Origin of the sequence: Caballeronia sp. LZ033, assembly GCF_031451265.1 — a bacterium.
In the GTDB taxonomy this organism is placed as follows: domain Bacteria; phylum Pseudomonadota; class Gammaproteobacteria; order Burkholderiales; family Burkholderiaceae; genus Caballeronia.
The window spans coordinates 1,089,862-1,112,982 of record NZ_JARUXQ010000004.1; the positions used below are offsets into that span (position 1 = coordinate 1,089,862).

A 23,121-nucleotide genomic window follows, 5' to 3' on the forward strand; every position below is an offset into this window, starting at 1 on the left:
GGTGCACGGAGGCCGCATTGGATACGCTGGTTTTCATCTGGAGTAATGCGGCATCGATCGGCCAAATGCTGGTCGATCACGTGCTGATCGTGCTGGCCGGCGTCGGCTGCGCGATCGTGACGGGCGTCACGCTCGGCATCGTCATCACGCTCAACGAGCGGCTCGCGCGCGTCGTGCTCTATACGGCCGCGATGCTGATGACGATTCCGTCCATCGCGCTGTTCGGCCTGCTGATCCCGGTGCTGTCGCTGATCGGCCAGGGCATCGGCTTCCTGCCGGCGGCCATCGCGCTGTTCCTCTATTCGCAGTTGCCGATCCTGCGCAACACCTACGCGGCCATCCGCAATCTCGATCCCGCGCTGCGCGAAGCCGCGCAAGGCATGGGCATGACTTCGTGGCAGCGGCTGCGGCGCGTCGAAATGCCCATTGCCGTGCCGATCATCATGGCCGGCGTGCGCATGGCGGTGGTCATGAACATCGGCATCGCGGCGATTGCGACGTATATCGGCGCGGGCGGACTCGGGCGGCTCATCAGCCGCGGCATATCGCAGTCGGACCCGCGGCAGCTGGTGGCGGGCGCGCTGATCGTCGCGCTGCTGGCCATCCTCGCCGATCTCGGCCTGGCCGCGCTGCAATGGCGGCTGACGCCGGAAGGCATGCGGCCGCGCCGGGCGCGCTTCCTGTGGCGCCGCGCCACGGCCCGTCCGCCGCTCGCGGCGCCTCTTGCACACACGCCTGCCACTCCGGCGGAGGGACGATGATCGAGCTTCGAAACCTGACCAAGCGCTTCACTGCGCGCGGCGACAAGGCGGTCGTCGACGACATCTCGATGACGGTCGAGGAAGGCGAACTGTGCGTGCTGCTGGGACCGTCCGGCTGCGGCAAGACCACGACGCTCAAGATGGTCAACCGGCTCGTGCAGCCGACCTCGGGCCGCATCCTGATCGGCGGCGTGGACACGGCGGGCTTCGATATCGTCGAGCTGCGGCGGCGCATCGGTTATGCGATCCAGCAGGTGGGCCTGTTTCCGAACATGACGGTGGCGGACAACATCGCGCTCGTGCCGGAGATGCTCGGCTGGAACAAGACGCGCATCCGCGAGCGCACGGAACAGCTGCTGGCGATGGTCTCGCTCGATCCGGCGACCTTCATGCCGTGCTATCCGCGCGATTTGTCGGGCGGCCAGCAGCAGCGCGTCGGCGTGGCCCGGGCGCTCGCCGCCGATCCGCCCGTGATGCTGATGGACGAGCCGTTCGGCGCGATCGATCCGATCAACCGCACGTCGATCCAGGACGAGTTCCGCCATATCCAGAAGAGCCTGCGCAAGACCGTGATGTTCGTGAGCCACGACATCGACGAGGCCATGAAGATGGGCGACAAGGTAGCCATCTTTCGCGACGGCAAGATCGAGCAGATGGCCAGTCCCGACGAGTTGCTGGCGCGTCCGGCGAGTGCGTTCGTCGCGGATTTCGTCGGCACGGACCGGGCGCTGAAGCGCCTGCGCCTGATGCGCGCCGCCGATGCCGCGCTGGAACCGGCACGCGTCGCGCGACTGGGTTACGCGAGCGCCGATGCACGCACGCTCCTGCGCGATCATCTGGCCGACACGCTGGTCGTCCTCGATGCGCAGAACCAGCCGGTGGGCCATGTCGGGCCGCTGGAACTCGCCGCAGCAGGCGCAACCTTGGAGGCCGTGCGGCTGCGTCCGCTACCCGCCGTGATACGTGCAACCGACGACCTGCGCTCCGTCATGTCGATGCTGCTCGCGCACGGCGTGACGTGGCTGCCGGCCGTGGATGCCGAGGGCGCTTTCATCGGCTATGTGACGCATGAACGCATCGCTTCGATGGCGCGCGCGGCATGCGTTTCGGGCGAAGCATCGCCGCAGGTTGCCGCCGCGCCGCGGGCGGACGATATCGCGCTCGCCGCCGGAGCCGTGCGATGAAGCCGCGCGCCGCTCGCCTTGCGTGTGCTCTGGCGGTGGCATGCGTCAGCGCGTCGGCGCATGCGGACAACTGGCTGGCGTCGATCGGCCAGTATCGCGCGGACATCGTCTATCAGGCCGGCCAGCAGATGCTGATGGTGCTGATCGCGGGCGTCGCGGCCATTCTCGTGGCCGTGCCCGCCGGCATCTGGCTGAGCCGTCCGGAGAACGGCCGCGCCGCGCATTTCGTCATGTTCACGCTGAACGCGGGCCAGGCCGTGCCGAAGCTCGCGATCCTCGCGCTCGCCATGAGCGTGCTCGGCATCGGCGCGAAGCCCGCGATTCTCGCGCTGTGGCTCGCCACGCTGCTGCCCATCGCGATGAATACCTACGAAGGCATCCGCGCCGTGCCGCCCGCGCTGATCGAAGCGGCCAACGGCATCGGCATGACGCAGTGGATGATCCTGCGCAAGGTCGAACTGCCCAACGCCATGTTCGTGATTCTCGCCGGCGTGCGCACCGCGCTGGCGATCACCGTCGGCACCGCGCCGCTGGCGTTTCTCGTCGGCGGCGGCGGACTGGGCGAACTCATCTTCACCGGCATCGACCTGAACGACTTCACGATGTTGCTTGCCGGCGCCATCCCGACCGCCCTCCTCGCGGTCGCCACCGACCTGTTCGTCGCGCAGCTGCAGCACTGGCTCGTGCCGCGCGGCGTCAGTCCTCAACGTTGATCCTTCTCCCGGAACCGAAGCCCATGTTCAAGCCGCTGTTGTCACGCACGTCGTGGTCACGCCTGCTCGGCGCATCCCTGTTCACGCTCGCATTCGGCGCATTCAGTGCGTTGGGCGCGAGCCAGGCGGCGCAGGCCGCATCGACCATTACGGTCGGCGGGAAGAACTTCACCGAGCAGGTCCTGCTCGCGGAGATGACCACGGAACTGCTGAAGGCCAAGGGCTTCGATGTCGTGAAGAAGGACGGCATGGGCAGCACGGTGCTGCGTCAGGCGCAGGAGAACGGTCAGGTGGACGTGTACTGGGAATACACCGGCACGTCGCTCATCACCTACAACAAGGTGACCGACAAGCTCGATCCGCAGCAAACCTACGCGCGCGTGAAGGAACTCGATGCGCAGAAGGGCCTCGTGTGGCTCGACCCGTCGAAGGCGAACGACACGTATGGCCTCGCGATGAACCGCGATGTCGCGCAGAAGCTCGGCATCGCGACGCTCAGCGATCTCGCGAAGGTGCTGAACAGCGGCAAGGAACTCACCTTCGCGTGCAATTCCGAGTTCTACGCGCGCCCCGACGGCCTGCGTCCGCTGGAGAAGGAGTACGGCTTCCACTTCGGCCCGGCGCAGATCAAGCGGATGGATTCGGGTCTCACGTATCAGGCGCTGAAGGATCGTCAGGTCGATACCGCGCTGGTCTTTACGACCGATGGCCGCGTGCCCGCGTTCAACTTCATCGTCCTGCGTGACGACAAGAACTTCTTCCCCGCCTATGCGCTGACGCCGGTGGTGCGCAAGGCGACGCTCGACGCCAATCCGAACCTGGCGGGCATCCTGAACGCGCTGTCCGCCAAGCTCGACGACGCGACCATGGCCCGTCTCAACGCCGAAGTGGACGTGCAGAAGAAGTCGCTCAGCGACGTCTCCGGCGCGTTCCTCAAGTCCGCCGGCCTGCTCTGATCCATGCGCGCGCAGCCAGCCTTGCGCGTCGCGGCCGCGCAGATCGAAACCGTTCCCGGCGATCTCGCGGCGAATCTCGCCGTGCATCGGCGGGTGATCGAACAGGCGACGGAAAGCGGCGTGCGGCTGCTGGTGTTTCCAGAACTGTCGCTGGCCGGACACGGCGCCGGCGAGCACGCGCTGAAGCTCGCCCTCACCCGCGATGACGAAGCCTTGCTCGAACTCGCGCGCGGTTGCTCGGAGCTATCGGCGGTAGTCGGGTTCATCGAGGAAGCCCCGGGCGCGCTGTTCTACAACAGCGTCGCGACGCTGCATGCGGGACGCGTGGTGCGGGTGCATCGCAAGATTGCGCTCGCGACCTACGGCAAACTCGACGACGGCAAGTACTACGGACACGGCGAGCGCCTCGATCAGTTTGCGCTGCCGGACGACCCGCGCTGGCGTGTCGCGACGCCGATCTGCGCGGACTTGTGGAGCCCTGCGCTGATGCATCGGCTGGCGCGCGACGGCGCCACGCTGTGCGCCGCGCCGGTGAGTTCGGCGGTGGAAGCAGTCGGCACTGAGTTCGACAACCCGCGCGGCTGGGACACCGTATTGCGCGCCCATGCACTCGTCTATGGGCTGCCGATCGTGTTCGCCAATCGCGTCGGACGCGAAGGCGCGCTGCATTTCTGGGGCGGCTCGCGCATCGTCGGCCCGCGCGGCGAGGTGCTCGCGCAGAGCGAGACGGCGCACGAGGAACTGGTGATCGCCGACCTCGACTACGGCGCGGTGCGCAACGCCCGCTTCGACCTGCCGACGGTCCGCGATGCCCGCGCCATCGACATGGCTCTGTCTCGCCACGCTTCCGGAAACGATGAAAACGACATCGTGTCGGTTTCGTGATCGGGTAGGTCGTGTGGCTGTCGGCATGCGCCAAATCAGCGGCAGACAATCGGTCTAACTGATCGTTCGCACGGAGAACACGACGATGATCGACCCGACACGCGTGCGCGCCGCCCTCGCGCAACGCCGTGACAACTTCTCGCTGCCGCAGCCGTTCTATACCGACGACACGTTTCATCAACTCGATATCGACGCCGTCTTCAACAACGAATGGCTCTTCGCCTGCAATAGCTGCGAACTGCGAGAACCGGGCGATTACCTGACACTCGAAATCGGCGCGACCTCGGTCATTGTTCTGCGCGACCGGGACGGTGAGATTCGCGCCTTCTTCAATACCTGCCGACATCGCGGCTCGCGCATCTGTCTCGACGAAAAGGGCCATGCGCACCGCCTCACCTGCGCCTATCACCAGTGGGTCTATGAACTCGACGGTTCGCTGCTGCATGCGCGGCAGATGCCCGCGGACTTCGAGCGCGAAGCGTACGGACTGCGTCCGGTGCATGTCGGGATCGTGTGCGGGATGGTCTACCTCTGCCTCGCCGATACGCCGCCGGACCTCACGCGCTTTCGCGAAGCGGTGACGCCCTACATCGCACCGCATCAGCCGTGGCGCACCAAGGTAGCGGCCGTCTCGACGATGATCGAGGACGCGAACTGGAAGCTCGTCATCGAGAACAATCGCGAGTGCTATCACTGCGCAGGCAATCATCCGGAGCTGCTCGCGACGCTGGTCGAATTCGCGCTGCCCGACGATCCCGCCGGCTCGCGCGACTTCCGTTTGCTGATGGACTCGCAGGCCGCCAAGTGGGAACGGCACGGCCTGCCGCATCTGCCGGCCGATGGCGGCGACGAGTTCCGCTGCATCCGCCTGCCGTTTCATCGCGGCGCGGTGTCGTTCACGCCGGATGGCTCGCCTGCCTGCGGCAAGCTGCTCGGCGATCTCACCGAGCCCGACCTCGGCTCGGTACGCATGTTCCGCGTGCCGAACAACTGGAATCACTTCCTCGCCGATCACATCATCCACTTCCGGATCCTGCCGCTGTCGGCGTCGCGCACGATGCTGCGCACGACCTGGCTCGTGCATGAAGACGCGGTGGAAGGCGTCGATTACGACGTCGATACGCTGACCTCCGTGTGGAACGCCACCAACACGCAGGACGCGCGGCTCGCGGCCAACAATCAGCTGGGCGTCGGCTCGATCGGCTACACGCCGGGACCGTATGCGCCATCCGAATTCATGTTGCGCAACTTCACCCACTGGTACGCGAACAAGCTGGCGACGTATCTGGACGGCTCGCATCCGCATCGCTCGATTGAACTGAAGGTGTCGAATGGCTGACGTGCTGATCGACCCCGACACCGTGAATGCATTCGATGAAGCCGCCGCGCGCACGCTCGAATGCATCGGGGTGCGTGATGAAGCGCCGGGCGTGCGGACCTTTTTCCTGCGCGATCACCATGCCGACGGCGCGCGCCGCCATGCGCCCGGACAAGCCATGTTGCTGACGCTCGATATCGACGGCGTGCGGCATGACCGGACCTTCTCGATTGCGTCGTCGCCGCTCGGGCGCGGCGTGATCGAGCTGACCATCAAGGCGCAGCGCGACGGCGTCGTGACGCGCTGGCTGCACGAACACTGCGTGCCGGGCCTGCAAATCGAGGCACGCTATCCACTCGGCCGCTTCACGCTCGACGTGGCAAATCCGGAGCCGCTTGCGCTGGTGTCGGCGGGATCGGGGGCCTCACCGCTGATGTCGATGCTGCGCACGCTCGCACACAGCCGGCCGGATGCGGACGTCGCCTGGCTGCACAGCGCGCGTCATGCCGACGACATCCTCTTCGCGGCCGAACTCGCCGCGCTGCAGGCGCGCATGCCGAACCTGCGGATCAGCGTCTGGCTCAGTGCGCCGGAGCCGGGCTGGTTCGGCCTGCGCGGACGCATGACGCGCGGCACGCTTTGGGCGATGACGCCGGACTTCGGCCGCCGCACGGTGTACTGCTGCGGCCCGGCGGGCTTCATGCAAGGCATCCGGCAGATTCATGCGGCGGAAGGCGCGCGACGCGCGGCGTTTCATATCGAGCATTTCGGACCGGCACCCGTCGATCCGGCAACACCGACGCCCGATGACACGACCGGCGTCATCCATCACGCCACCTTCGGCGACAAGCGCTTCGACGTGCGCGCGGGCGAAACGCTGCTCGTCGCGGCGACGCGTCAGCACGTCGTGATTCCCTGCGGCTGCGCGAGCGGCATGTGCGGCACATGCAAGGTCCGCCGCCTCTCCGGCGAAGTCTCGATGCAGCACGCGGGCGGTTTGTCCGCCGCCGAGGAATCGCAAGGCTGGATTCTCGCGTGCTCCAGCCGCCCTTCCACCGACATCGAGATCGCGCTCAGATGACACGCACCGCCGCTCCTTTGCAAGACGACGCCAGCCGCTTCACGCACGCGTTGCGTTTCGACATGCTGCCGGATACGGTGGTCCGCGACGCACAGCGCCGCCTGCTCGATCTCTTCGGCATCGCGGCGGCGGGCACGAGCACGCGGATGTCGTCGATTGCGCGCGAACATGCGCTCGACTGTTTCGCCGCCGGCCGCAGTCCGGCGCGCATGCTGTTCGACGGGCGGCTCGCTAGCGCGGCGGGCGCGGCCTTCGCGGGCGCGGCGACCATCGACAGTTTCGACGGCCACGACGGCCACGCCCTCACCAAGGGCCACGCAGGCGTCACGGTGCTGCCCGCACTGCTCGCGATGACCGAACGCGCGCCCGGCATGAGCGGCCGCGAGTTCATCGTGCAGACGGTGCTCGGCTATGAGCTCGGCACGCGCGCGGGTATCGCGCTGCACGCGACGAGCCGCGAATATCACACGTCGGGCGCGTGGAATGCGCTTGCGGCGGCGGCCATCGCGAGCCGCGCGCTCGGCTTCGATCTGCCGACGACGCGTCACGCGCTCGGCATCGCCGAGTATCACGGACCGCGCTCGGACATGATGCGCTGTATCGATCATCCGACCATGCTGAAGGACGGCTCGTGCTGGGGCGCGCTCGCGGGCATCAGCGCGGCGTGGCTCGCGTCGCGCGGCTTCACCGGCGCGCCGGCCACGACCGTCGAACGCGATGCGCCCGCCGTCTGGGCCGATCTCGGCGAACGCTGGCTGATCCTCGAACAGTATGTGAAGCCGTATCCGGTGTGCCGCTGGGCGCACGCTTCGATTGCGGCGGCGCTCGCGGTGCGCGCGCAGGCCGGTTTCGATGCGGCGGACATCGTGCGCGTGGAAATCGAGACCTTCCATCAAGCCGCGCGCCTGTGGTCGGACGCGCCGCGCACGACCGAAGAAGCGCAATACGGCGTGCTGTTCCCGGTCGCCGCCGCGCTGCTGCATGGACGCGTGGATGCGGACACCATCGGCGATGCGGGTCTCGCCGATCCCGCGGTGCGCGCACTGCTGCCGCGGCTCGTCACGCGCGAACACGCGGACTTCAACGCAGCCTTTCCCGCCGAGCGCTGGGCGCGTGTGGGCGTCGAACTGAGCGACGGACGCCGCCTCGATTCCGGTCCGATGCAGGCGGACGGCGACCTCGCGCGCCCGCTATCGCCCGGTGCCGAACGCGACAAATACCGCAGCCTGACGAGCGCGCGTTTCGGCGCTCGTTTCGCGAGCGAACTCGAAGCCGCCGTCGATGCACTCGCCGAACCCGATGCAAGTGCCGCCCGCTTGTGCGAACTCGTGCTGAACGCGCCGCCCGCCATCGAAGAAGCCGATGCACGCGCCTGCGACGACCAGGCCGTCCCCTCCTGAACGATCGAACCGAAACAGTGGAAAACGAAGCCATGCACACGCCGTTCCATGATCCCGCCAGCGTCGCGGGCAAGGCGCCGCCGGTCGGCGAAGCGACCGATCTGCTCATCGTCGGCGCGGGTCCCGCCGGCATTGCGGCCGCGCTCGAAGCGGCGGGACGCGGCATCGGCGTGACGCTCGTCGATGAAAATCCGGTGCCGCTGGAAACCATGGGCGAGGACGTGCCGTTGCACTTCGGCGGACGCATGGGCGCGACAGCGGGCAATGCCAACGCGATGCTCGAAGCGATGCTGGAGGCGCGTCCCGAACTCGGCGACGCGCTGGAAGCGGGCGTCGACGTCAGACTCGGCACGGCGGTCTGGGGACTTTTCCCGCACGGCCCGGCGCGCGCGTGGATGGACACCCACGCCGCCGGTCTCGCCGATGCCTCGCATGCGTGGCTGATGAGTTTCAAACAGGTGATCGTCGCGTCCGGACGGCGTGACATGGGCCTCGCCTTCGACGGCTGGCAGCGGCCCGGCGTGATGGGCGCGAGCGCCGCATGGCGGCTCGCGGTGCTCTACGGCGCACTCGATGCGCGCCGCGCGGTGCTCGTCGGCAGCGATACGGATGCACTGAACGTGGCCGTCGAACTGATGGCGCGCGGGGTGCGCATTGTCGCGGTGATCGAACAGTCGGAGGCGATTCTCGGCGATCCGGCGCTCGCCTCGCAACTCGAGGCAGGCGGCGCGCGGCTGCTCGTGCGTCACGCGGTGCGGCACGCGCACGGCGACGCCTACGGCGTGACCTCGGTCGAAGCGGCGTCGCTGGATACGGGCGCATCGACCGCGTTCGAGTGCGACACGGTGTTGCTCGGCATCGCCGCCCTGCCCGCGATCGAACTGCCCGAAGCAGCCGGCTGCGCAACGACGTTCGATGCCGCGCGCAGCGGTCATGTCGTGATCGTCGATGCGATGCAACGCACATCGCTGCCGTTCATTCACGCGGCCGGCGACTGCGCGGGCGTGTGGGCAAGCAAGAGCCGTGATGAAGATGTCGCGCGAGAGGAAGGCCGGCGCGCAGCGCGCGCGGCGCTCGAAGCGCTGGGCGCTTCCCGGGACGAAACTGCCGCGACCAAGCCGATTGAACCCGACACGCCCGCATACGACATCGCGCAGGCACGCGTGGCATGGGTCCAGGCGAGCGTCATCGGCGCGGCGGGCGAGCCGTTCGTGTGCCAGTGCGAGGAAGTAACCGCGCGCGAGATCCTCGATGTGCGTCCGCCGCGCTATCTCGACTGGCATCCCGCCGATGCCGCGCACGACACGCGCGGCGTCGCCGGGCTGGCGCAGAGCGGCCCGCCGAATCCCGATGCGGTCAAGCGCCTGACACGCGCCTGCATGGGTCCGTGTCAGGGCCGCCGCTGCCGCGAACAAGTGGCGGCGCTGCTGGCCATCGGTTCGGGCTGCGCGCTGCCGCAGATTCCGCTCGCCACCTTCCGCGCGCCGGTGCGTCCGCTCGCATTGCGCCAGCTGGCCGAAGTCGCCGAAGCCTCATCGACCGCCGCGCATTGGGACAGCTGGTTCGGCATGGCCTCGCAATGGGTGCCGTTCTGGCGCGTCGAGCCGCTCTATCGCGCGGGCACGCGCCAGGTCGGCGAAGCAGTGGCGAGCGAATAACATGACGTCGACTCCATCGCATCCAAAGGCAACTCCCAATCGCAATCGAGGCACGCAGGCATGAACACATCGGCAGCAGGCAAGACCACGGACGGCGGCACGGTCAAGGGCGCATCGGTCGTCATCGTCGGCGGCGGGGTGACGGGATTGTCGGCGGGATGGTGGCTCGCGCGCGAGGGCATCGACGTGCTGGTGCTCGAAGCAGGCATGCTGGGCTGGGGCGCGTCGGGGCGCAACGGCGGCGGCTGTTCGCATCATCACAGCCCGCTTTTCATGGAAGAGCAGCGCCTCTGGCCGATGATGGACGAACTGCTCGGCTATCCGACCGAGTTCTGCCGCGAACGCATCCGCATCGCACTGGACGAACAGCAGTTCATCCTCTACCGGCGCGCGCTGGAGAACGGCGAACATCACGGACTGCGCTCCGACGTGCTCGACGCGAAGCAGGTGCGCGAACTCGTGCCGCTCGCGGGCGACAACGTGCATGCCGGTTACTTCTATCACTTCGGCGGCCATGCGAATCCGCATCGCACGTTGCAGGCTTATGCGTGGGCCATGGAGGATCACGGCGGGCGCATCCTGCAACACACGCCGGTGACGGGTTTCGTCTCGCAAGGCGGACGCGTCTCCGCGGTGCAGACGCCCGCAGGGGAGTTTGCCTGCGACCATCTGGTCATCGCGGCCGGACCGCATACCGGCGTGCTGGCGGCGCAGCTCGGCATCGACGTGCCGCTGGCGGCCGCGCGCGCGGAGATGATCGTCACCGAGCCGCTGCCGCTGATGCCGCTGGGCGGTATCGACGGCAACGGACTGTATGGACGGCAGACGCTGCGCGGCAATCTTGCGTATGGCGGCGGACCGCACGAATGGCTCGCGCTCGACGACGTCCCGAAAGTCCGCCCGCATTCGACGCCGCTTCAATGCAGCATCGCGGCCCGGCTCGCGGCCCTGCTGCCGAAGGCCGCGCATGCGAAGGTCATCCGCAGCTGGGCGGGCTATATCGAGAACACGCCGGATGGACGGCCCGTGATCGATCGGCCGGCGGCGCAAAGCAACGTGACGGTCGCGACCTTGTCGAGCGTGGGCTTTGGCTTGTCGCCGGCGAGCGGGCACGCAATCCGCGATCTCGTCGTGGACGGGCATTGCGGGTTCGCCGATCTGTCATCGCTCTCGCTCGCGCGCTTCGCCGAACTGGAGCCGAACTGGCGCGAATTGCAGGGCTGGCTGCCGTTGCCGTTGCGCGCTGCGGCGCCCGTACTGGAAGCCGCGTAGAAGCTCAGGAGCGCGGCTGCGCCGCGCGCAATTCCGTCGGGCTGATGCCGTACGCCCGGCGCACCCAGCGCGCCAGATGCGACGGCGACGCAAAGCCCGTCGCCACCGCCACATCGGCTACGGGCACGCTCGAATACGTCAGCATGTCGTGCGCGCGCTCCAGCCTTAGCTGCACGTAATAGCGCGCGGGCGTCGCGTTCAGATGCCGCAGGAACAGGCGCTCCATCTGCCGCGACGTCATGCCGATCGCCGATCCGATATCGTTGATCTGCACCGGCGTCTCCACGTTCGCGCGCATCATCTCGATGGCCCGGCGAATGCCGCGCGGCAGGCTCGCGTGATTCTGGTCGCGCCAGCCGCGCTGGTTGTCGGCGGTGTCGCGCATGCGTTCGTGGTGGAACTGGTTGGCGACGCGAACCGCCAGATCGCTGCCATGCTGCGTCTTGATGAGCTGCAGCATCATGTCCATCGCCGCGATGCCGCCCGAGCACGTCATGCGGTCGCGATCGATGTCGAACAGCCGGCTACTGCACAGCAGATCGGGAAAGGCTTCCGTAAAGGCCGGCAGGTTCTCCCAGTGGATGGTGCAGTGATAGCCGTCGAGCAGGCCAGCAAGCGCGAGCAGCCAGGTTGCCGTCGACAGCGAGCCGATCACCGCACCCGTGCGCGCCGCCCGCTTCAGCGCCGCGACGAAGGCCGGTTCCTGCGCGGGCGCGAGACGCAGGCCGCCGCAGATGAACACGTAGTCGGCCTCCTTATACACGTCGTCGAAGCTGCGCGCCGCCAGCGCAATGCCATTCGATGACTCGACCGGCTCGCCATCGAGGCTCGCAAGCGTCCAGCCGTAGAGCGTTTCTCCCGCGAGGCGGTTGGCCGAGCGCAAAGGCTCGATGGCGGACGAGAGGCTCATCATCGAGAGGCCTTCGGCCAGCAGGAACACGAACCGGCGCGGCGGCACGGCGGCGGATGAAGAAGAGTGAGTGACCAAGGCGCGCGACGTGGGGTTGACGATGCAAGCCTTCGCTGAGCAGCAAGCGCACTCGCGAAGACGCCGTGTTCGATGCTTGTGCCCGCTATTATGGCGCGCAGGAGGATGCCATGCGAAATACATTCGTCGGGGTGGACCTGCGCGCGTTGCAGGCGTTCGTCGCGGTATGCGAGACGCGCTCGATGACCGAAGCCGCCCGCGTGCTCGGCGTCACGCAGAGCGCGGTGAGCCAGCTGATCGCCGCGCTGGAGCGCGAACAGGGCGTCGCGCTGTTCGACCGCGAGTTCCGGCCCGTGCGGCCCAACGCGGCGGGACGCATCCTGTTCGAGCAGGCGGGCGGGCTGCTCGAACATGCGCAGGCGGTCTCGCACAACGTGCGGACGGCGACGAGCGAAGGCGTGTCGAGCCTGCGTATCGGCTGCGTGGACTCGTTCGCCGCCAGTGTCGGGCCGTTCATCGTGCAGCGGCTGGCGGAGCGCATGAAGACGCTTTCGATGTGGTCCGGTCTCACGCCGATCCTGAGCGAACAACTCGCCAACCGCGAACTCGATCTCGCCATCTGCACGGACGCGACACTCGATCCGCGCCGTGTCGAATTGCGTCCGCTGTTTTCGGAGACCTTTGTCGCCGTCGCGCCGAAGGCCTTCTGCGCGGAACACCCACCGCGCAACTTCCACGACGTCGTGCGTGAACTGCCGCTGTTGCGCTACACCGGGCGCTCGCTGATCGGGCAACAGGTGGAGCGGCTCGTCAAGCACATGAACTTCCACGCGCCGAACCGCTACGAGTTCGATGACACCGATCCGCTGCTCAGTCTCGTCGCGTCCGGCTTCGGTTGCGCGATCACTTCGCCGCTGTGCCTGTGGCAATCGCGTGCACATCTGCCGGACGTGACGGTCGTGCCGCTGCCTCTCACGCGCATCGGGCACCGGGACTTCTACATCCTCACGCGCCGTTCCGAATGGTCCGCGATGGCCGAAGCCGTGTCGCGCGAGTCCATCGCCGTGACGCGCGACGTGATCGCGCCCGGTCTGCATGCGGCCCTGCCGGGCATGCCCCCCCATCTCTTCGATACCCACGCGGCAGAAGCCGAAGCAGTGGGCAATGCAGCATCGAATTAGCGCAACTGCTTCAAAACATAAGAGTTGCTGATTCGGCAACCCGCTTTATGGCGAGCACGCGTTCGCCACTACCATCGATGGCGGACCAGATCACGCCGGGCACGCCGCCGGTTCAAACCTCTCATTCGGACGGACATAACGATGACAAGCAGTCGCCGCACTTTTCTGAAGCAGGCTTCCTGGATCGGCGCGGCCGCCGCCACGGCGGGCATCTCGGCAGGCTTCGCGCCGCTGGCGCGCGCGGCGGCGGTTCCCGTCAACTACGGCGGCTCGGCATGGCTCGGGCACTACGCGGCCTATGTCGCGATGAAGACCGACATCTTCACGAAGCTCGGCATCGACTGTCGCTGGCAGTCGTTCTCGACCTCCTCCGCGCGCATGGGCGCGGTGATGTCGGGCAACCTCGATATCGCCGGCACGGGCGTCGTCTCGGCGCTCGCGCTGATGGCCAACGGCGCGAAGCAATTTCAGCTCATCACCACGCCCAACAACTTTGGCAAGTCCGAAGGCTTGCTGGTGCATGCGAACGTGAAGTCGCTCGCGGATCTGAAAGGCAAGAAGATCGGCGTCACCTATGCGTCGAGTTCGCATGTGCTGCTGCTCGACGTGCTGCGCCAGGCCAACATGGACCCGACCAAGGACGTCAGCATCATCAATCTGCCGGCCACTGAACTGCTCACCGCCTATCGCGGCAACCAGATCGACGCCGCCGCCGCATGGACGCCGACCTTCGACCGCATCCGCGCCCTGCCCGACACGAAGCTGCTGCTCGACGATTCGTCGTTCTCGCTCTACAAGCAGTTCCAGCTGACGCCGGGACCGGACGTGCTGCTGGTCCGCACGGCCTTCGCGAGCGCGCATCCCGAAGTGCCGAAGGCCTTCCTGCAAGGCATCGCGCAAGCCAACGACCTGATGACGCAACAGCCCGAAAAAGCCGCGCCGATCCTGATGACGCTCACCAGCCTGTCCCAGGACGAACAGATGGCCGTCCTCAAGCAGACCCAGTGGTATTCGCACGCGCAGCAGAAGGCGCTCTTCGTGGGCAACGGCGGCAAGCCGGGGCCGTTCGTCGATGGCGTGCAGAAGCTCTCGGACATGCTCGTCGACCTGAAGCAGATCGATCAGTCGCCGAAGGTGGCGGACTGGATCAACGCAACTTATCTCTGAGCGCGCGCGGATGGCCTCCAATCGTAGATGGCGTGACGGCGGCGGTCTGTTCGTCGTCAGCGCCTGCTCGTTGATCGGCTTCCTGCTGCTGTGGGAACTCATCTGCCGCGCCGGCCTGGTCGATCCCGTGTTCCTGCCCGCGCCGTCGCAGGTGCTGGCGCGCGGCATCCGCATGTGGAACCAGCATGCGCTGCTCGACCACGTGCTCGCCTCGACGCGCCGCGTGATGGTCGGCTTCCTTGCGGCCGCGCTGGTGTCGATCCCGCTCGGCATCGTGCTCGGCACGTCACGCGTGGCGCGCGCCGTGTTCGATCCGCTGCTGTCGTTCCTGCGCCCGCTGCCCTCGATGAGCTGGATCCCGCTGTCGCTGCTGTGGTTCGGCATCACCGAAACGCAGAAGTACAGCATCGTCTTCATGGGCTCGTTCGCGCCCGCGCTGCTGTATGTGATCGACGCCACACGCAGTATCGATCCGATCTTCATCCGCGCCGCGCGCAATCTCGGCGCGAACCGCTGGCAGGTGATGGTCGAAGTGATCCTGCCGGGTTGCATCCCGCAGATCCTGTCCGGCATGAAGGTGATTCTCGGCCTCTCGTGGACCTGCGTGATCTCGGCCGAACTCGTCGCCGCGCAGCAAGGCCTGGGCTTCATGATCATGAACGGACGCGAGTTTTTCCAGACCGACACGGTCGTGCTCGGCATGGTGCTCATCAGCATCACGGTGCTGATTACCGATGCCGTGTTTCGCCTCATCGAACGCGGGGTGCTGTCATGGCAACGATGAATGCGCCGATGATCCGCCTCGAAGGCGTCGCGAAAAGCTATGGCGCGTTGCAGGTGCTGAAGGAAGTCAACCTCGATATCGCCCGGGGCGAATTCGTCGTGCTGCTCGGCGCATCGGGTTGCGGCAAGTCGACGATGCTCAACATGATCTCCGGCTTCGAGCAGCCGACGCAAGGCCGCGTGCTCGTTCACGACAAGGTGGTGAAGGACATCGAGCCGGCCTGCGGCATGGTGTTCCAGCAATATGCGCTGTTCCCGTGGAAGACGGTCAGCGAGAACGTGGCGTTCGGTCTCAAGATGCGCGGCGTCAGCAAGGCGGAGCGGCGTGAGGCCGCGCGCCGTCATATCGAGGCGGTGGGCCTGAAGGGCTTCGAGGACAGTTATCCCGGCAGGCTCTCGGGCGGCATGAAGCAGCGCGTGTCGATTGCGCGCGTGCTCGCCAACGACCCCGACGTGATGCTGCTCGACGAACCCTTCGCCGCACTCGATGCCATGACGCGCCAGGTGCTCCAGGAACAGCTTCTTTCGCTGTACGAGAAGAGCGGCAAGACCATCGTCTTCATTACGCATTCGATCGACGAAGCGCTGATGCTCTCCACGCGCATGATCGTGATGGGCGCGAAGCCGGGACGCATCGTGCAGGACATCCGCAACGACCTGCCGATGCCCCGCTCCGCCGAAGTGCAGCTCTCGCCCGCGTATCTCGAGATGAAGAAGTCGATCTGGGAAACCGTGCAGGCCGAAGTCATGAAGGGGCTGGAAGGCGCTGCCTGACACCCGTGGCGTGCCCGCGCTTCTGCTTAGCATCGTTGTTCCTTATGAACGCCGCGCGGCGCAGGCGGCGCGGCACACTGCATCCATCATCCGCATCGCAAAGGAAGCGCAACCGTGAATACTTATGACGTGGTGGTGATCGGGGCCGGCGTAGTCGGCACGTCGGTCGCGTTCCACCTGCAAAAGCTCGGCGCGAAGAACGTGCTCGTGCTGGACCGCGCGACCATCGGCGCGGGCACGACCTCGCAATCGTCCGGCATTCTGCGCACGCATTATTCGGTGAAGGAAAACGTCCAGCTCGCGCGCAAGTCGTGGGCCGTGTTCAACGACTTCGCGGCATATCTCGGCGACGACGAAGCGTCATGCGGCCTCGTGAAGAGCGGCTACATGATCGTCGCGGCCGAGGGCGACAAGGTCGAGCCCTTGCGCGCCTCGCTCGAACAGCAGCAGCAACAAGGCATTCCGCTCGAATTGCTGAGTGCGCAGCAGGCGCAGGAACTGATGCCGATCGCCCGCTTCGACGATGCCGCCCTGATCGGCTTCGAACCCGAAGCCGGTTTCGCCGATGCCTATCTGACCGCGACGAGCTTTGCGCGCGCCGCACGGCGCGGCGGCGTGACGATACGCGAGAACGTCACGGTGAACCGCTTGTTGATCGACAACGGCAAGGTGCGCGGCGTCTCGACCAGCGCGGGCGATTTCGCCGCCGCGATGGTCGTCAGCACGCAGAACATCTGGACGCCCGAACTCGCCGGCTGGACCGGCCAGACCTTGCCGGTCTCGCCCGAACGTCATGCGGTGCTCGCGCTGGAATGCGCAGGCGCCGCTTACACGTACCAGATGCCGGTGTTCAAGGACCTCGCGTCGCCGGGCATGCTCTATTACCGCAGCTACGGCGGCAATCAGATGCTGGTGAGCGAAGGCACCGCCGGCGAAAAGCTCGACCACGCCGACACCGAACAAGGCGACATTCCGATGGACTATGTCGTCGAAGTCGGCGCGCAGGTCGCCGAGCGCTTTCCGGCCTACGAGGCGGCGGGCATTGCCTCGTCGTGGACCGGCGTGTACGACGTCACGCCCGACTGGAATCCCGTGCTTGGCGGCTTGCCCGGCATCGACGGACTGGTGATCGGCTATGGCTTCTCCGGTCACGGCTTCAAGCTCTCGCCGACCGTCGGCCTGGTGCTCGCGCAAGCCGCGCTCGGCCTGCCGACCGAGGTCTCGCTCGCGCCGTATTCCATCGAACGTTTCGCGACTGGCGCCTTGCTGACCGGCAAGTACGGCGTCGGCGCGGTTTCCTGAGGAAGGTCCAGGCATGAAAGTCATGGCAGCAGTGAAGCGTGTCGTCGATTACAACGTGAACGTCCGCGTAAAGGCGGACCACAGCGGTGTCGAGACGAGCAACGTGAAGATGTCGATGAACCCGTTCGACGAGATCGCCGTGGAAGCCGCCGTGCGGCTGAAGGAAGCCGGTCATGCAAGCGAAGTGATCGCGGTGACCTGCGGCCCGGCGCAGAGCGCGGAGACGCTGCGCACGGCGCTGGCCATCGGCGCGGATCGCGGCGTGCACATCCACACCGATGCGGAATTGCAGCCGCTGGCCGTCGCGAAGCTGCTGAAGGCGGCGGTCGAGCGCGAAGAGGCGCAGCTGGTGATTCTCGGCAAGCAGGCCATCGACGACGATGCGGGCCAGACCGGCCAGTTGCTCGCCGCGCTGCTCGACTGGCCGCAGGCCACGTTCGCCAGTCGCATCGAGATCGGCACGGACACGGCCACGGTTACGCGTGAAGTGGACGGCGGGCTCGAAGTGATCGAACTCACGTTGCCGGCCATCGTCACGACGGACCTGCGCCTGAACGAGCCGCGCTACGTGACGCTGCCCAACATCATGAAGGCGAAGAAAAAGCCGGTCGATACGCTGAGGCCGGCGGAACTCGGCGTCGATCCTGCGCCGCGCCTGAAGACGCTCACCGTGAAGGAACCGCCCGCGCGCCAGGCCGGCGTGCGCGTGACCGACGTGGCCGCGCTCATCGACAAACTCCGCAACGAAGCGAAGGTAATCTGAATGACCACTCTCGTCATTGCCGAACACGAAGGCGCCCGCATCAAGGCCGCGACGCTCAACGCGGTGAGCGCCGCGCAGCAGTTGCAGAACGGTGTGCATGTGCTGGTCGCGGGTCATGATGCACGCGGTGCGGCGGAAGCGGCCAGCGCCATCGAGGGCGTGGAGCGCGTGATCCTGATCGACGCGCCGCAACTCGCCGACGGCCTCGCCGAAGCGCTCGCCGCGCAGGTGCTGATGCTGGCGCCGTCGTATACGCATCTGTTCTTCGCGGCGACGGCGGCGGGCAAGAACGTCGCGCCGCGTGTGGCCGCAAAGCTCGATGCGTCGCAGATGTCGGATGTCATCGCCATTCACGACGCCGATACCTTCGATCGCCCGATCTATGCGGGCAATGCGATCGCCACCGTGCAGTGCGGCGACGCGATCAAGGTCGCGACGATCCGCACCACCGCGTTCGATGCTGCCGCCGCGTCAGGTGGCAACGCGCAAATCGACACGCGCGACGCGGTGGCTGTGAACGGCCGCGCCCGCTTCGTGCGCCGCGAGATTGCCGTCAGCGAGCGGCCCGAACTGACCTCGGCGCGCATTGTCGTGTCGGGCGGGCGCGGACTCGGCAGCGCGGATAACTTCGCCATCCTCGACCCGCTCGCGCAGAAGCTCGGTGCGGCCGTGGGCGCGTCGCGCGCGGCCGTGGATTCAGGCTTCGCGCCCAACGACTGGCAGGTCGGACAGACCGGGAAGATCGTCGCGCCGCAGTTGTACGTGGCGGTCGGCATCTCGGGCGCGATCCAGCATCTGGCCGGCATGAAGGATTCGAAGGTCATCGTCGCCGTCAACAAGGATGCCGAGGCGCCGATTTTCAGCATCGCGGACTATGGACTCGTCGGCGATCTGTTCGAGGCCGTTCCGCAAATCACGCAACAGCTATGACCCGCGCGCGGCCTCACGCGCCGGTCAGATAGCCGCCGTCCACGGGCAAGGTAACGCCCGTGACGAACGCCGCAGCCGGCGATGCGAGAAACGTCACCGCGCCCACCAGATCCTCCGCCTCGCCCCAGCGCTTGAGCGCGCTGCGCGCCGCGATCTTGTCCGCCTTCGCCGGGTCCTGCCACAGCGCCTTCGTCATGTCCGTGCGATGGTATCCCGGCGCCACTGCATTGACGCGCACGCCCGCCGGTCCGAAAGCATGGGCCAGCGCGCGCGTCAGCCCGACGATGCCCGACTTGCTCGCGCAATACGCGGGCACGTCGGCGTCGGCCATGAAACTCAGCATCGAGGCGATGTTGATGATCGCGCCGCGCCGGGATTCGAGCCGGTCGCGCGCCGCCATCGAAAGACGCATCGCCGCGCTCAGGTTCACGTCGAGCACTTCCTGGAACACCGCGTCCGTGTATTCGTCGGCGGGACGCGCGACGCCCGCGGCATTCACCAGCACATCGAGTTCATCCAGTTGCGCGACGAAGTCCACGATGTCGCCGGGACTGCGCACGTCGAGCTTCTCGAAACGGATGCCTTCCAGCGTGCGATCCGCGCGCAGGGAAGCGAGCTTCGCATCGGAACTACCCGTGGCGATCACTCGCGCCGAGAGCGCCGCAAAGCCGCTTGCAATCGCGAGGCCGATACCGCTCGTCGCGCCCGACACGAGCACGGTCCTGCCTTCGAAAAGTCCTGCGCGAAATGCCTGTTCCATGTGATCGTCCTCGTTCAAAGGGTGGTGGCGGGTTCGGCGTGATCCATCAACGCGGCGTAGCGATCCATCGCATCGAGCGCGGCGACGACCATGCCGGCGTTCACCGGATACGGTTCGTTATGAATGATTTCGCCCTCGCGACACGCACGCTCCGCGACGCGCAGCAATGCCGTACGGTCCGCCGCGTCCACGTGGATATCGGCGAGACGCGTCGGCAAGCCCACCGCCTTGCAGAACGTGAACACGCGGCGGCGTTCTCTGTCCGCGCACGGCCACAGGAACAAGGAAGCCAACGTGCCGATCGCCACTTTCTCGCCATGCAGGACGCCGTGCGTGCTGTCGAGTTGCGCCAGTCCGTGATGGATCGCATGCGCCGCCGCGACGCCGCCCGACTCGAAGCCGAGCCCCGACAGCAGCACGGTGGCTTCCAGCGTCGCGTCGAACGCCAGCGTCACGGTCTTGCGCCTGCAATCGGCGACGGCGTCCACCGCATGCGCGAACAGCGTGTCGCGGCACAGCCGCGCGGCCTCGAAGGCGAGCGCGGTGCCCACGCCGCCGCACAGATTGCGCGCGCCGGAGCGCCGGCAGGCATCGGCTTCGTAGAAGGTCGCGAGGGCGTCGCCGATCCCCGCGATGAAGAAGCGCACCGGCGCCGCGACGATCAACGCAGTGTCGAGCAGCACGAGATCGGGATTGCGCCGCACGAAGCGGTCGCGCACCACGTGCCCCGCTTCGTCGTAGATGACGGCGAGCGCCGAACACGGCGCATCCGACGCCGCGATGGTCGGCACGCAGACGAACGGCAGCCGCAGATCGTCCGCCGCCGCGCGGCCGATATCCACGACCTTGCCGCCGCCGAACGACACGACGATATCCGCGCCGCATTGCCTGACCCACGCGGCCGCATCGGCGATGGCGCGTTCGGTGCAGGCCGCGTCCTGCTTGCGCATCTGCACGCGCACGCCGTCGGTCTTCGCCAGTGCAGGTTCGATCAACGCGGCAACGCTGCTGTCCACGAGACACGCCGCGTGCGTGCCGAGGCGCGCGAGTTCCGCGCCAAGTTGCTCGAGCGCGCCCGCGCCCTGCACATAGCGCGACGGAAAGATGCTGGTTCTAGGCATCATCGTCCGTCTGTCCGGAGAGGGAGACATCAGTCAGGCCGAGCGCCCGCGCCAGTTCTTCCGGCGTGAAGACGATCTGCGCTTGCGGCGGAAACAGCGCGGCGCCGGCTTCGTCGGGCGGCCAGCCGAGCACGCGCATGTTCGCGGCGATGGCCGCGCGCGCACCGGTCGGACTGTCTTCGACAACGATCACCTCGGCGGGCAGCGCGCGCATCAGCCACGCGGCGCGTTCGTAGGGCTCGGGGCTGGGCTTGCCCATGCGCACGTCGTTGGCGCTCACGGTCACGAGCTGCGGCTCTTCGAGGCCGAGCGCGCGCAGATTGGCTTCGAGCAACATGCGCGACGAGTTCGACACGATGCCTTGCGCAATCCCCGCCCGTTGCGCCGCGCGATACACCTCCAGCGCACCCGGACGCGGCACGAGATGCGGCGCGCCGTCGAGATAGGCGCGGGCGCGAAACGCGGACCACGCGGCAAACGGCGTGGACAGGCCGAACCGCTCGCAGCACAACGCATGCACTTCGCGCCCGGTCTTGCCGAAGATCAGCGGATGCATTTCGTCGCCGGCTTCGATGCCATGTTTCGCCAGCACCGCGATCAAGGTGCTGAGATGCAGCGCCTCGCTTTCGGCGAGGGTTCCGTCCATGTCCCAGAGAATGGCTTTGATCATCGTGTGGGTTCTTGAGAGTCGAGGGCGAGCCGGTCGAGGTCGTCGTAGAACTGCTGCGCGTTCAGGTACAGGCGCTCAAAGATCGGCATCATGCGGTCGTAGGTGTCGCTGGCGCGTTCGTCGGGCAGCACTTCCTGCTCGAAGCTCACGAATGCGCTGACGGCATCGGCGAGACGCGCGAACTGTCCATGCGCGGTGGCGGCGAGAATCGCGCAGCCCGTCACGCCGCACTCCACTTGCGTGGGCACCAGGATCGGCGTGCGATACATGCTGGCCTTGATCTTCAGCCACAGCGACGCCTTCGCGCCGCCGCTCGCCGCGACGAGCCGTTCCGTCTTCGCGCCGTCCGGTTGCAGCAGCGCGATATGCCGACGCACGCCGAACGCGACGCCTTCCAGCACCGCGCGATGCAGATGCGCCAGCCCATGCTTCGCCGTGATGCCGAAGAACTGCGCGCGCGAATTGGTGTGCTCGCCGAGACGCTCGCCGGTCAGGTACGGCAGGAAGAACAGCCCTTCGGCGCCCACCGGTGCGCTCGCCGCCTTCTGCGCGACGTTCTCGTAGGACAGCGCGTTTTCGTGGAAGGCGCGGCGCGCCCAGCGCATCGCATCGCCGCCGGAATCGAGCAGCATGAAACGGCCCCAGGAGCCGTCGCAGGTCACGAGGTTCGATACTTCGGGATGCAGCATCGGCGTATCGGCGATGACGGTGATGATCGACGACGTGCCCGTGATGTCCGAAGCCTGCCCTGCGCCATAGACGCCCGAGCCCAGCACCGACACCGGATAGTCCGCGCCGCCGACCAGCACCGGCGTGCCTTCACGCAGGCCGGTCGCCGCGGCGGCTTCCTTGGTCACGGCGCCGAGCAGGTCGAGCGGCGCGCGGATCGGCGCGAGCTTCGCGGCATCGAGTCCGAGCAGGTCGAGCATGTCGCGCGACCACGTGCGCGTGACCGGGTCCATCAGGAAGCTCGTCGATGCATCGCTCCAGTCGCAGGCGCGCTCGCCGGTCAGTCGGAAGTTCACGTAGTCCTTCGGCATGAACACCGTGGCCGCGCGTTCGTACGCCTCCGGGTCGTGCTCCTTGATCCATTGCAGCTTGAACGCGGGCCATGCGGGCGTCGCGGGATTCGCGGTGTTGTGCAGATAGCGCTGTGCATCGTGACTCGCGCGGAACTGCGCGACCTGACCGAAGGTGCGCTTGTCGTTCCAGAGCGGCGCGGTGTCGCGCGTGAGTTGTCCGTCGGCGTCGATCAGCACCGTGCCGTGCATCTGCCCGCACGCGCACACCGCCACGACGTTCGCCGCCGCGCCGGGCACGCTGTCGAGCGCCTCGCGGATGGAACGCGCCGCGCCCGCCCACCAGTCGGCCGGACGCTGCTCCGACCAGCCATAGCGCGGCACGATCTGCTCGTGCTCATGCGCCGCGATGTGCCGCACCACGCCGCGCGAATCGACGAGCGCGGCGCGCACGCTGCCCGTGCCCACGTCGATCGCGAGATAGAAGGTCTCCAT

Annotated in this window: 22 protein-coding genes; 17 read left to right on the top strand and 5 right to left on the bottom strand. The window is 67.1% G+C overall.

All coding sequences use genetic code 11. From position 1 onward, the window contains the following. The first annotated feature begins 17 nt into the window (after positions 1 to 17). From QCE62_RS32245 to QCE62_RS32290, 10 genes are all read left to right on the top strand, one after another. Positions 18 to 761: an ABC transporter permease gene (locus QCE62_RS32245; protein WP_309926909.1), complete on the top strand. Its 744-nt coding sequence runs from the start codon at positions 18 to 20 to the stop codon at positions 759 to 761. Further along, on the top strand, positions 758 to 1,945 hold the full coding sequence (locus QCE62_RS32250; RefSeq protein WP_309926912.1) for an ABC transporter ATP-binding protein: 1,188 nt from the start codon (positions 758 to 760) through the stop codon (positions 1,943 to 1,945). Before QCE62_RS32245 ends, QCE62_RS32250 begins: the two co-directional genes overlap by 4 nt. Next, complete coding sequence (locus tag QCE62_RS32255) at positions 1,942 to 2,658, top strand: ABC transporter permease (protein ID WP_309926914.1); 717 nt, start codon at positions 1,942 to 1,944, stop codon at positions 2,656 to 2,658. Before QCE62_RS32250 ends, QCE62_RS32255 begins: the two co-directional genes overlap by 4 nt. Positions 2,659 to 2,681: 23 nt before the next feature. Then, positions 2,682 to 3,614 (top strand): glycine betaine ABC transporter substrate-binding protein, encoded by a 933-nt coding sequence (locus QCE62_RS32260; RefSeq protein WP_309926917.1) that lies wholly within the window; start codon positions 2,682 to 2,684, stop codon positions 3,612 to 3,614. A gap of 3 nt (positions 3,615 to 3,617) precedes the next feature. Then, entirely contained in the window at positions 3,618 to 4,499 is an 882-nt protein-coding gene (locus QCE62_RS32265) for a nitrilase-related carbon-nitrogen hydrolase (protein WP_309926918.1), read from the top strand. Between the two features lie 85 nt (positions 4,500 to 4,584). After that, positions 4,585 to 5,838, top strand: coding sequence for an aromatic ring-hydroxylating dioxygenase subunit alpha (locus tag QCE62_RS32270; protein WP_309926919.1), 1,254 nt, complete (start codon positions 4,585 to 4,587; stop codon positions 5,836 to 5,838). Further along, a complete protein-coding gene (locus tag QCE62_RS32275; protein WP_309926921.1) occupies positions 5,831 to 6,898 on the top strand; it encodes an iron-sulfur cluster-binding domain-containing protein in 1,068 nt (355 codons plus the stop codon). Before QCE62_RS32270 ends, QCE62_RS32275 begins: the two co-directional genes overlap by 8 nt. Continuing rightward, positions 6,895 to 8,298, top strand: a complete 1,404-nt coding sequence (locus QCE62_RS32280) for an MmgE/PrpD family protein (protein WP_309926922.1) — start codon at positions 6,895 to 6,897, stop codon at positions 8,296 to 8,298. The genes QCE62_RS32275 and QCE62_RS32280 overlap by 4 nt, the downstream gene beginning before the upstream one ends. 32 nt (positions 8,299 to 8,330) lie before the next feature. Continuing rightward, a complete protein-coding gene (locus QCE62_RS32285; RefSeq protein ID WP_309926923.1) occupies positions 8,331 to 9,956 on the top strand; it encodes an FAD-dependent oxidoreductase in 1,626 nt (541 codons plus the stop codon). A 60-nt stretch (positions 9,957 to 10,016) separates the two neighbouring features. Beyond that, the gene (locus QCE62_RS32290; protein WP_309926926.1) at positions 10,017 to 11,228 is read left to right on the top strand and encodes an FAD-binding oxidoreductase; all 1,212 of its coding nucleotides are present in this window, start codon (positions 10,017 to 10,019) and stop codon (positions 11,226 to 11,228) included. A gap of 4 nt (positions 11,229 to 11,232) precedes the next feature. On the opposite strand, the gene QCE62_RS32295 is transcribed toward QCE62_RS32290, so the two are convergent. Next, positions 11,233 to 12,216 carry a GlxA family transcriptional regulator gene (locus QCE62_RS32295; RefSeq protein ID WP_309926928.1) on the bottom strand — a complete coding sequence of 328 codons (984 nt, stop codon included), beginning with the start codon at positions 12,214 to 12,216 and terminating at the stop codon, positions 11,233 to 11,235. 110 nt (positions 12,217 to 12,326) lie between these two features. Between QCE62_RS32295 and QCE62_RS32300 the strand changes: the two genes are divergently transcribed. The 7 genes from QCE62_RS32300 (at position 12,327) to QCE62_RS32330 (ending at position 19,056) form a co-directional block, all read left to right on the top strand. Next, a complete protein-coding gene (locus QCE62_RS32300) occupies positions 12,327 to 13,337 on the top strand; it encodes a LysR family transcriptional regulator (RefSeq protein WP_309926936.1) in 1,011 nt (336 codons plus the stop codon). Between the two features lie 141 nt (positions 13,338 to 13,478). Beyond that, on the top strand, positions 13,479 to 14,504 hold the full coding sequence (locus QCE62_RS32305; protein WP_309926939.1) for an ABC transporter substrate-binding protein: 1,026 nt from the start codon (positions 13,479 to 13,481) through the stop codon (positions 14,502 to 14,504). Positions 14,505 to 14,514: 10 nt separating this feature from the next. Further along, entirely contained in the window at positions 14,515 to 15,288 is a 774-nt protein-coding gene (locus QCE62_RS32310) for an ABC transporter permease (RefSeq protein WP_309820903.1), read from the top strand. Then, entirely contained in the window at positions 15,276 to 16,061 is a 786-nt protein-coding gene (locus QCE62_RS32315; RefSeq protein ID WP_309926941.1) for an ABC transporter ATP-binding protein, read from the top strand. The genes QCE62_RS32310 and QCE62_RS32315 overlap by 13 nt, the downstream gene beginning before the upstream one ends. Positions 16,062 to 16,175: 114 nt before the next feature. Continuing rightward, a complete protein-coding gene (locus tag QCE62_RS32320; RefSeq protein ID WP_309926943.1) occupies positions 16,176 to 17,363 on the top strand; it encodes an FAD-binding oxidoreductase in 1,188 nt (395 codons plus the stop codon). A 13-nt stretch (positions 17,364 to 17,376) separates the two neighbouring features. Next, complete coding sequence (locus QCE62_RS32325) at positions 17,377 to 18,126, top strand: electron transfer flavoprotein subunit beta/FixA family protein (RefSeq protein ID WP_309926944.1); 750 nt, start codon at positions 17,377 to 17,379, stop codon at positions 18,124 to 18,126. Continuing rightward, positions 18,127 to 19,056, top strand: a complete 930-nt coding sequence (locus tag QCE62_RS32330) for an FAD-binding protein (RefSeq protein ID WP_309926947.1) — start codon at positions 18,127 to 18,129, stop codon at positions 19,054 to 19,056. Between the two features lie 13 nt (positions 19,057 to 19,069). On the opposite strand, the gene QCE62_RS32335 is transcribed toward QCE62_RS32330, so the two are convergent. From QCE62_RS32335 to QCE62_RS32350, 4 genes are read right to left on the bottom strand one after another with little or no spacing between them, the layout of a single operon-like run. Further along, complete coding sequence (locus QCE62_RS32335; protein WP_309926949.1) at positions 19,070 to 19,816, bottom strand: SDR family oxidoreductase; 747 nt, start codon at positions 19,814 to 19,816, stop codon at positions 19,070 to 19,072. A gap of 14 nt (positions 19,817 to 19,830) precedes the next feature. Next, positions 19,831 to 20,940: a glycerol dehydrogenase gene (locus QCE62_RS32340; protein ID WP_309926951.1), complete on the bottom strand. Its 1,110-nt coding sequence runs from the start codon at positions 20,938 to 20,940 to the stop codon at positions 19,831 to 19,833. Further along, entirely contained in the window at positions 20,930 to 21,607 is a 678-nt protein-coding gene (locus QCE62_RS32345; protein WP_309926953.1) for an HAD family phosphatase, read from the bottom strand. Before QCE62_RS32345 ends, QCE62_RS32340 begins: the two co-directional genes overlap by 11 nt. Beyond that, complete coding sequence (locus QCE62_RS32350) at positions 21,604 to 23,121, bottom strand: FGGY family carbohydrate kinase (protein ID WP_309926956.1); 1,518 nt, start codon at positions 23,119 to 23,121, stop codon at positions 21,604 to 21,606. The genes QCE62_RS32345 and QCE62_RS32350 overlap by 4 nt, the downstream gene beginning before the upstream one ends.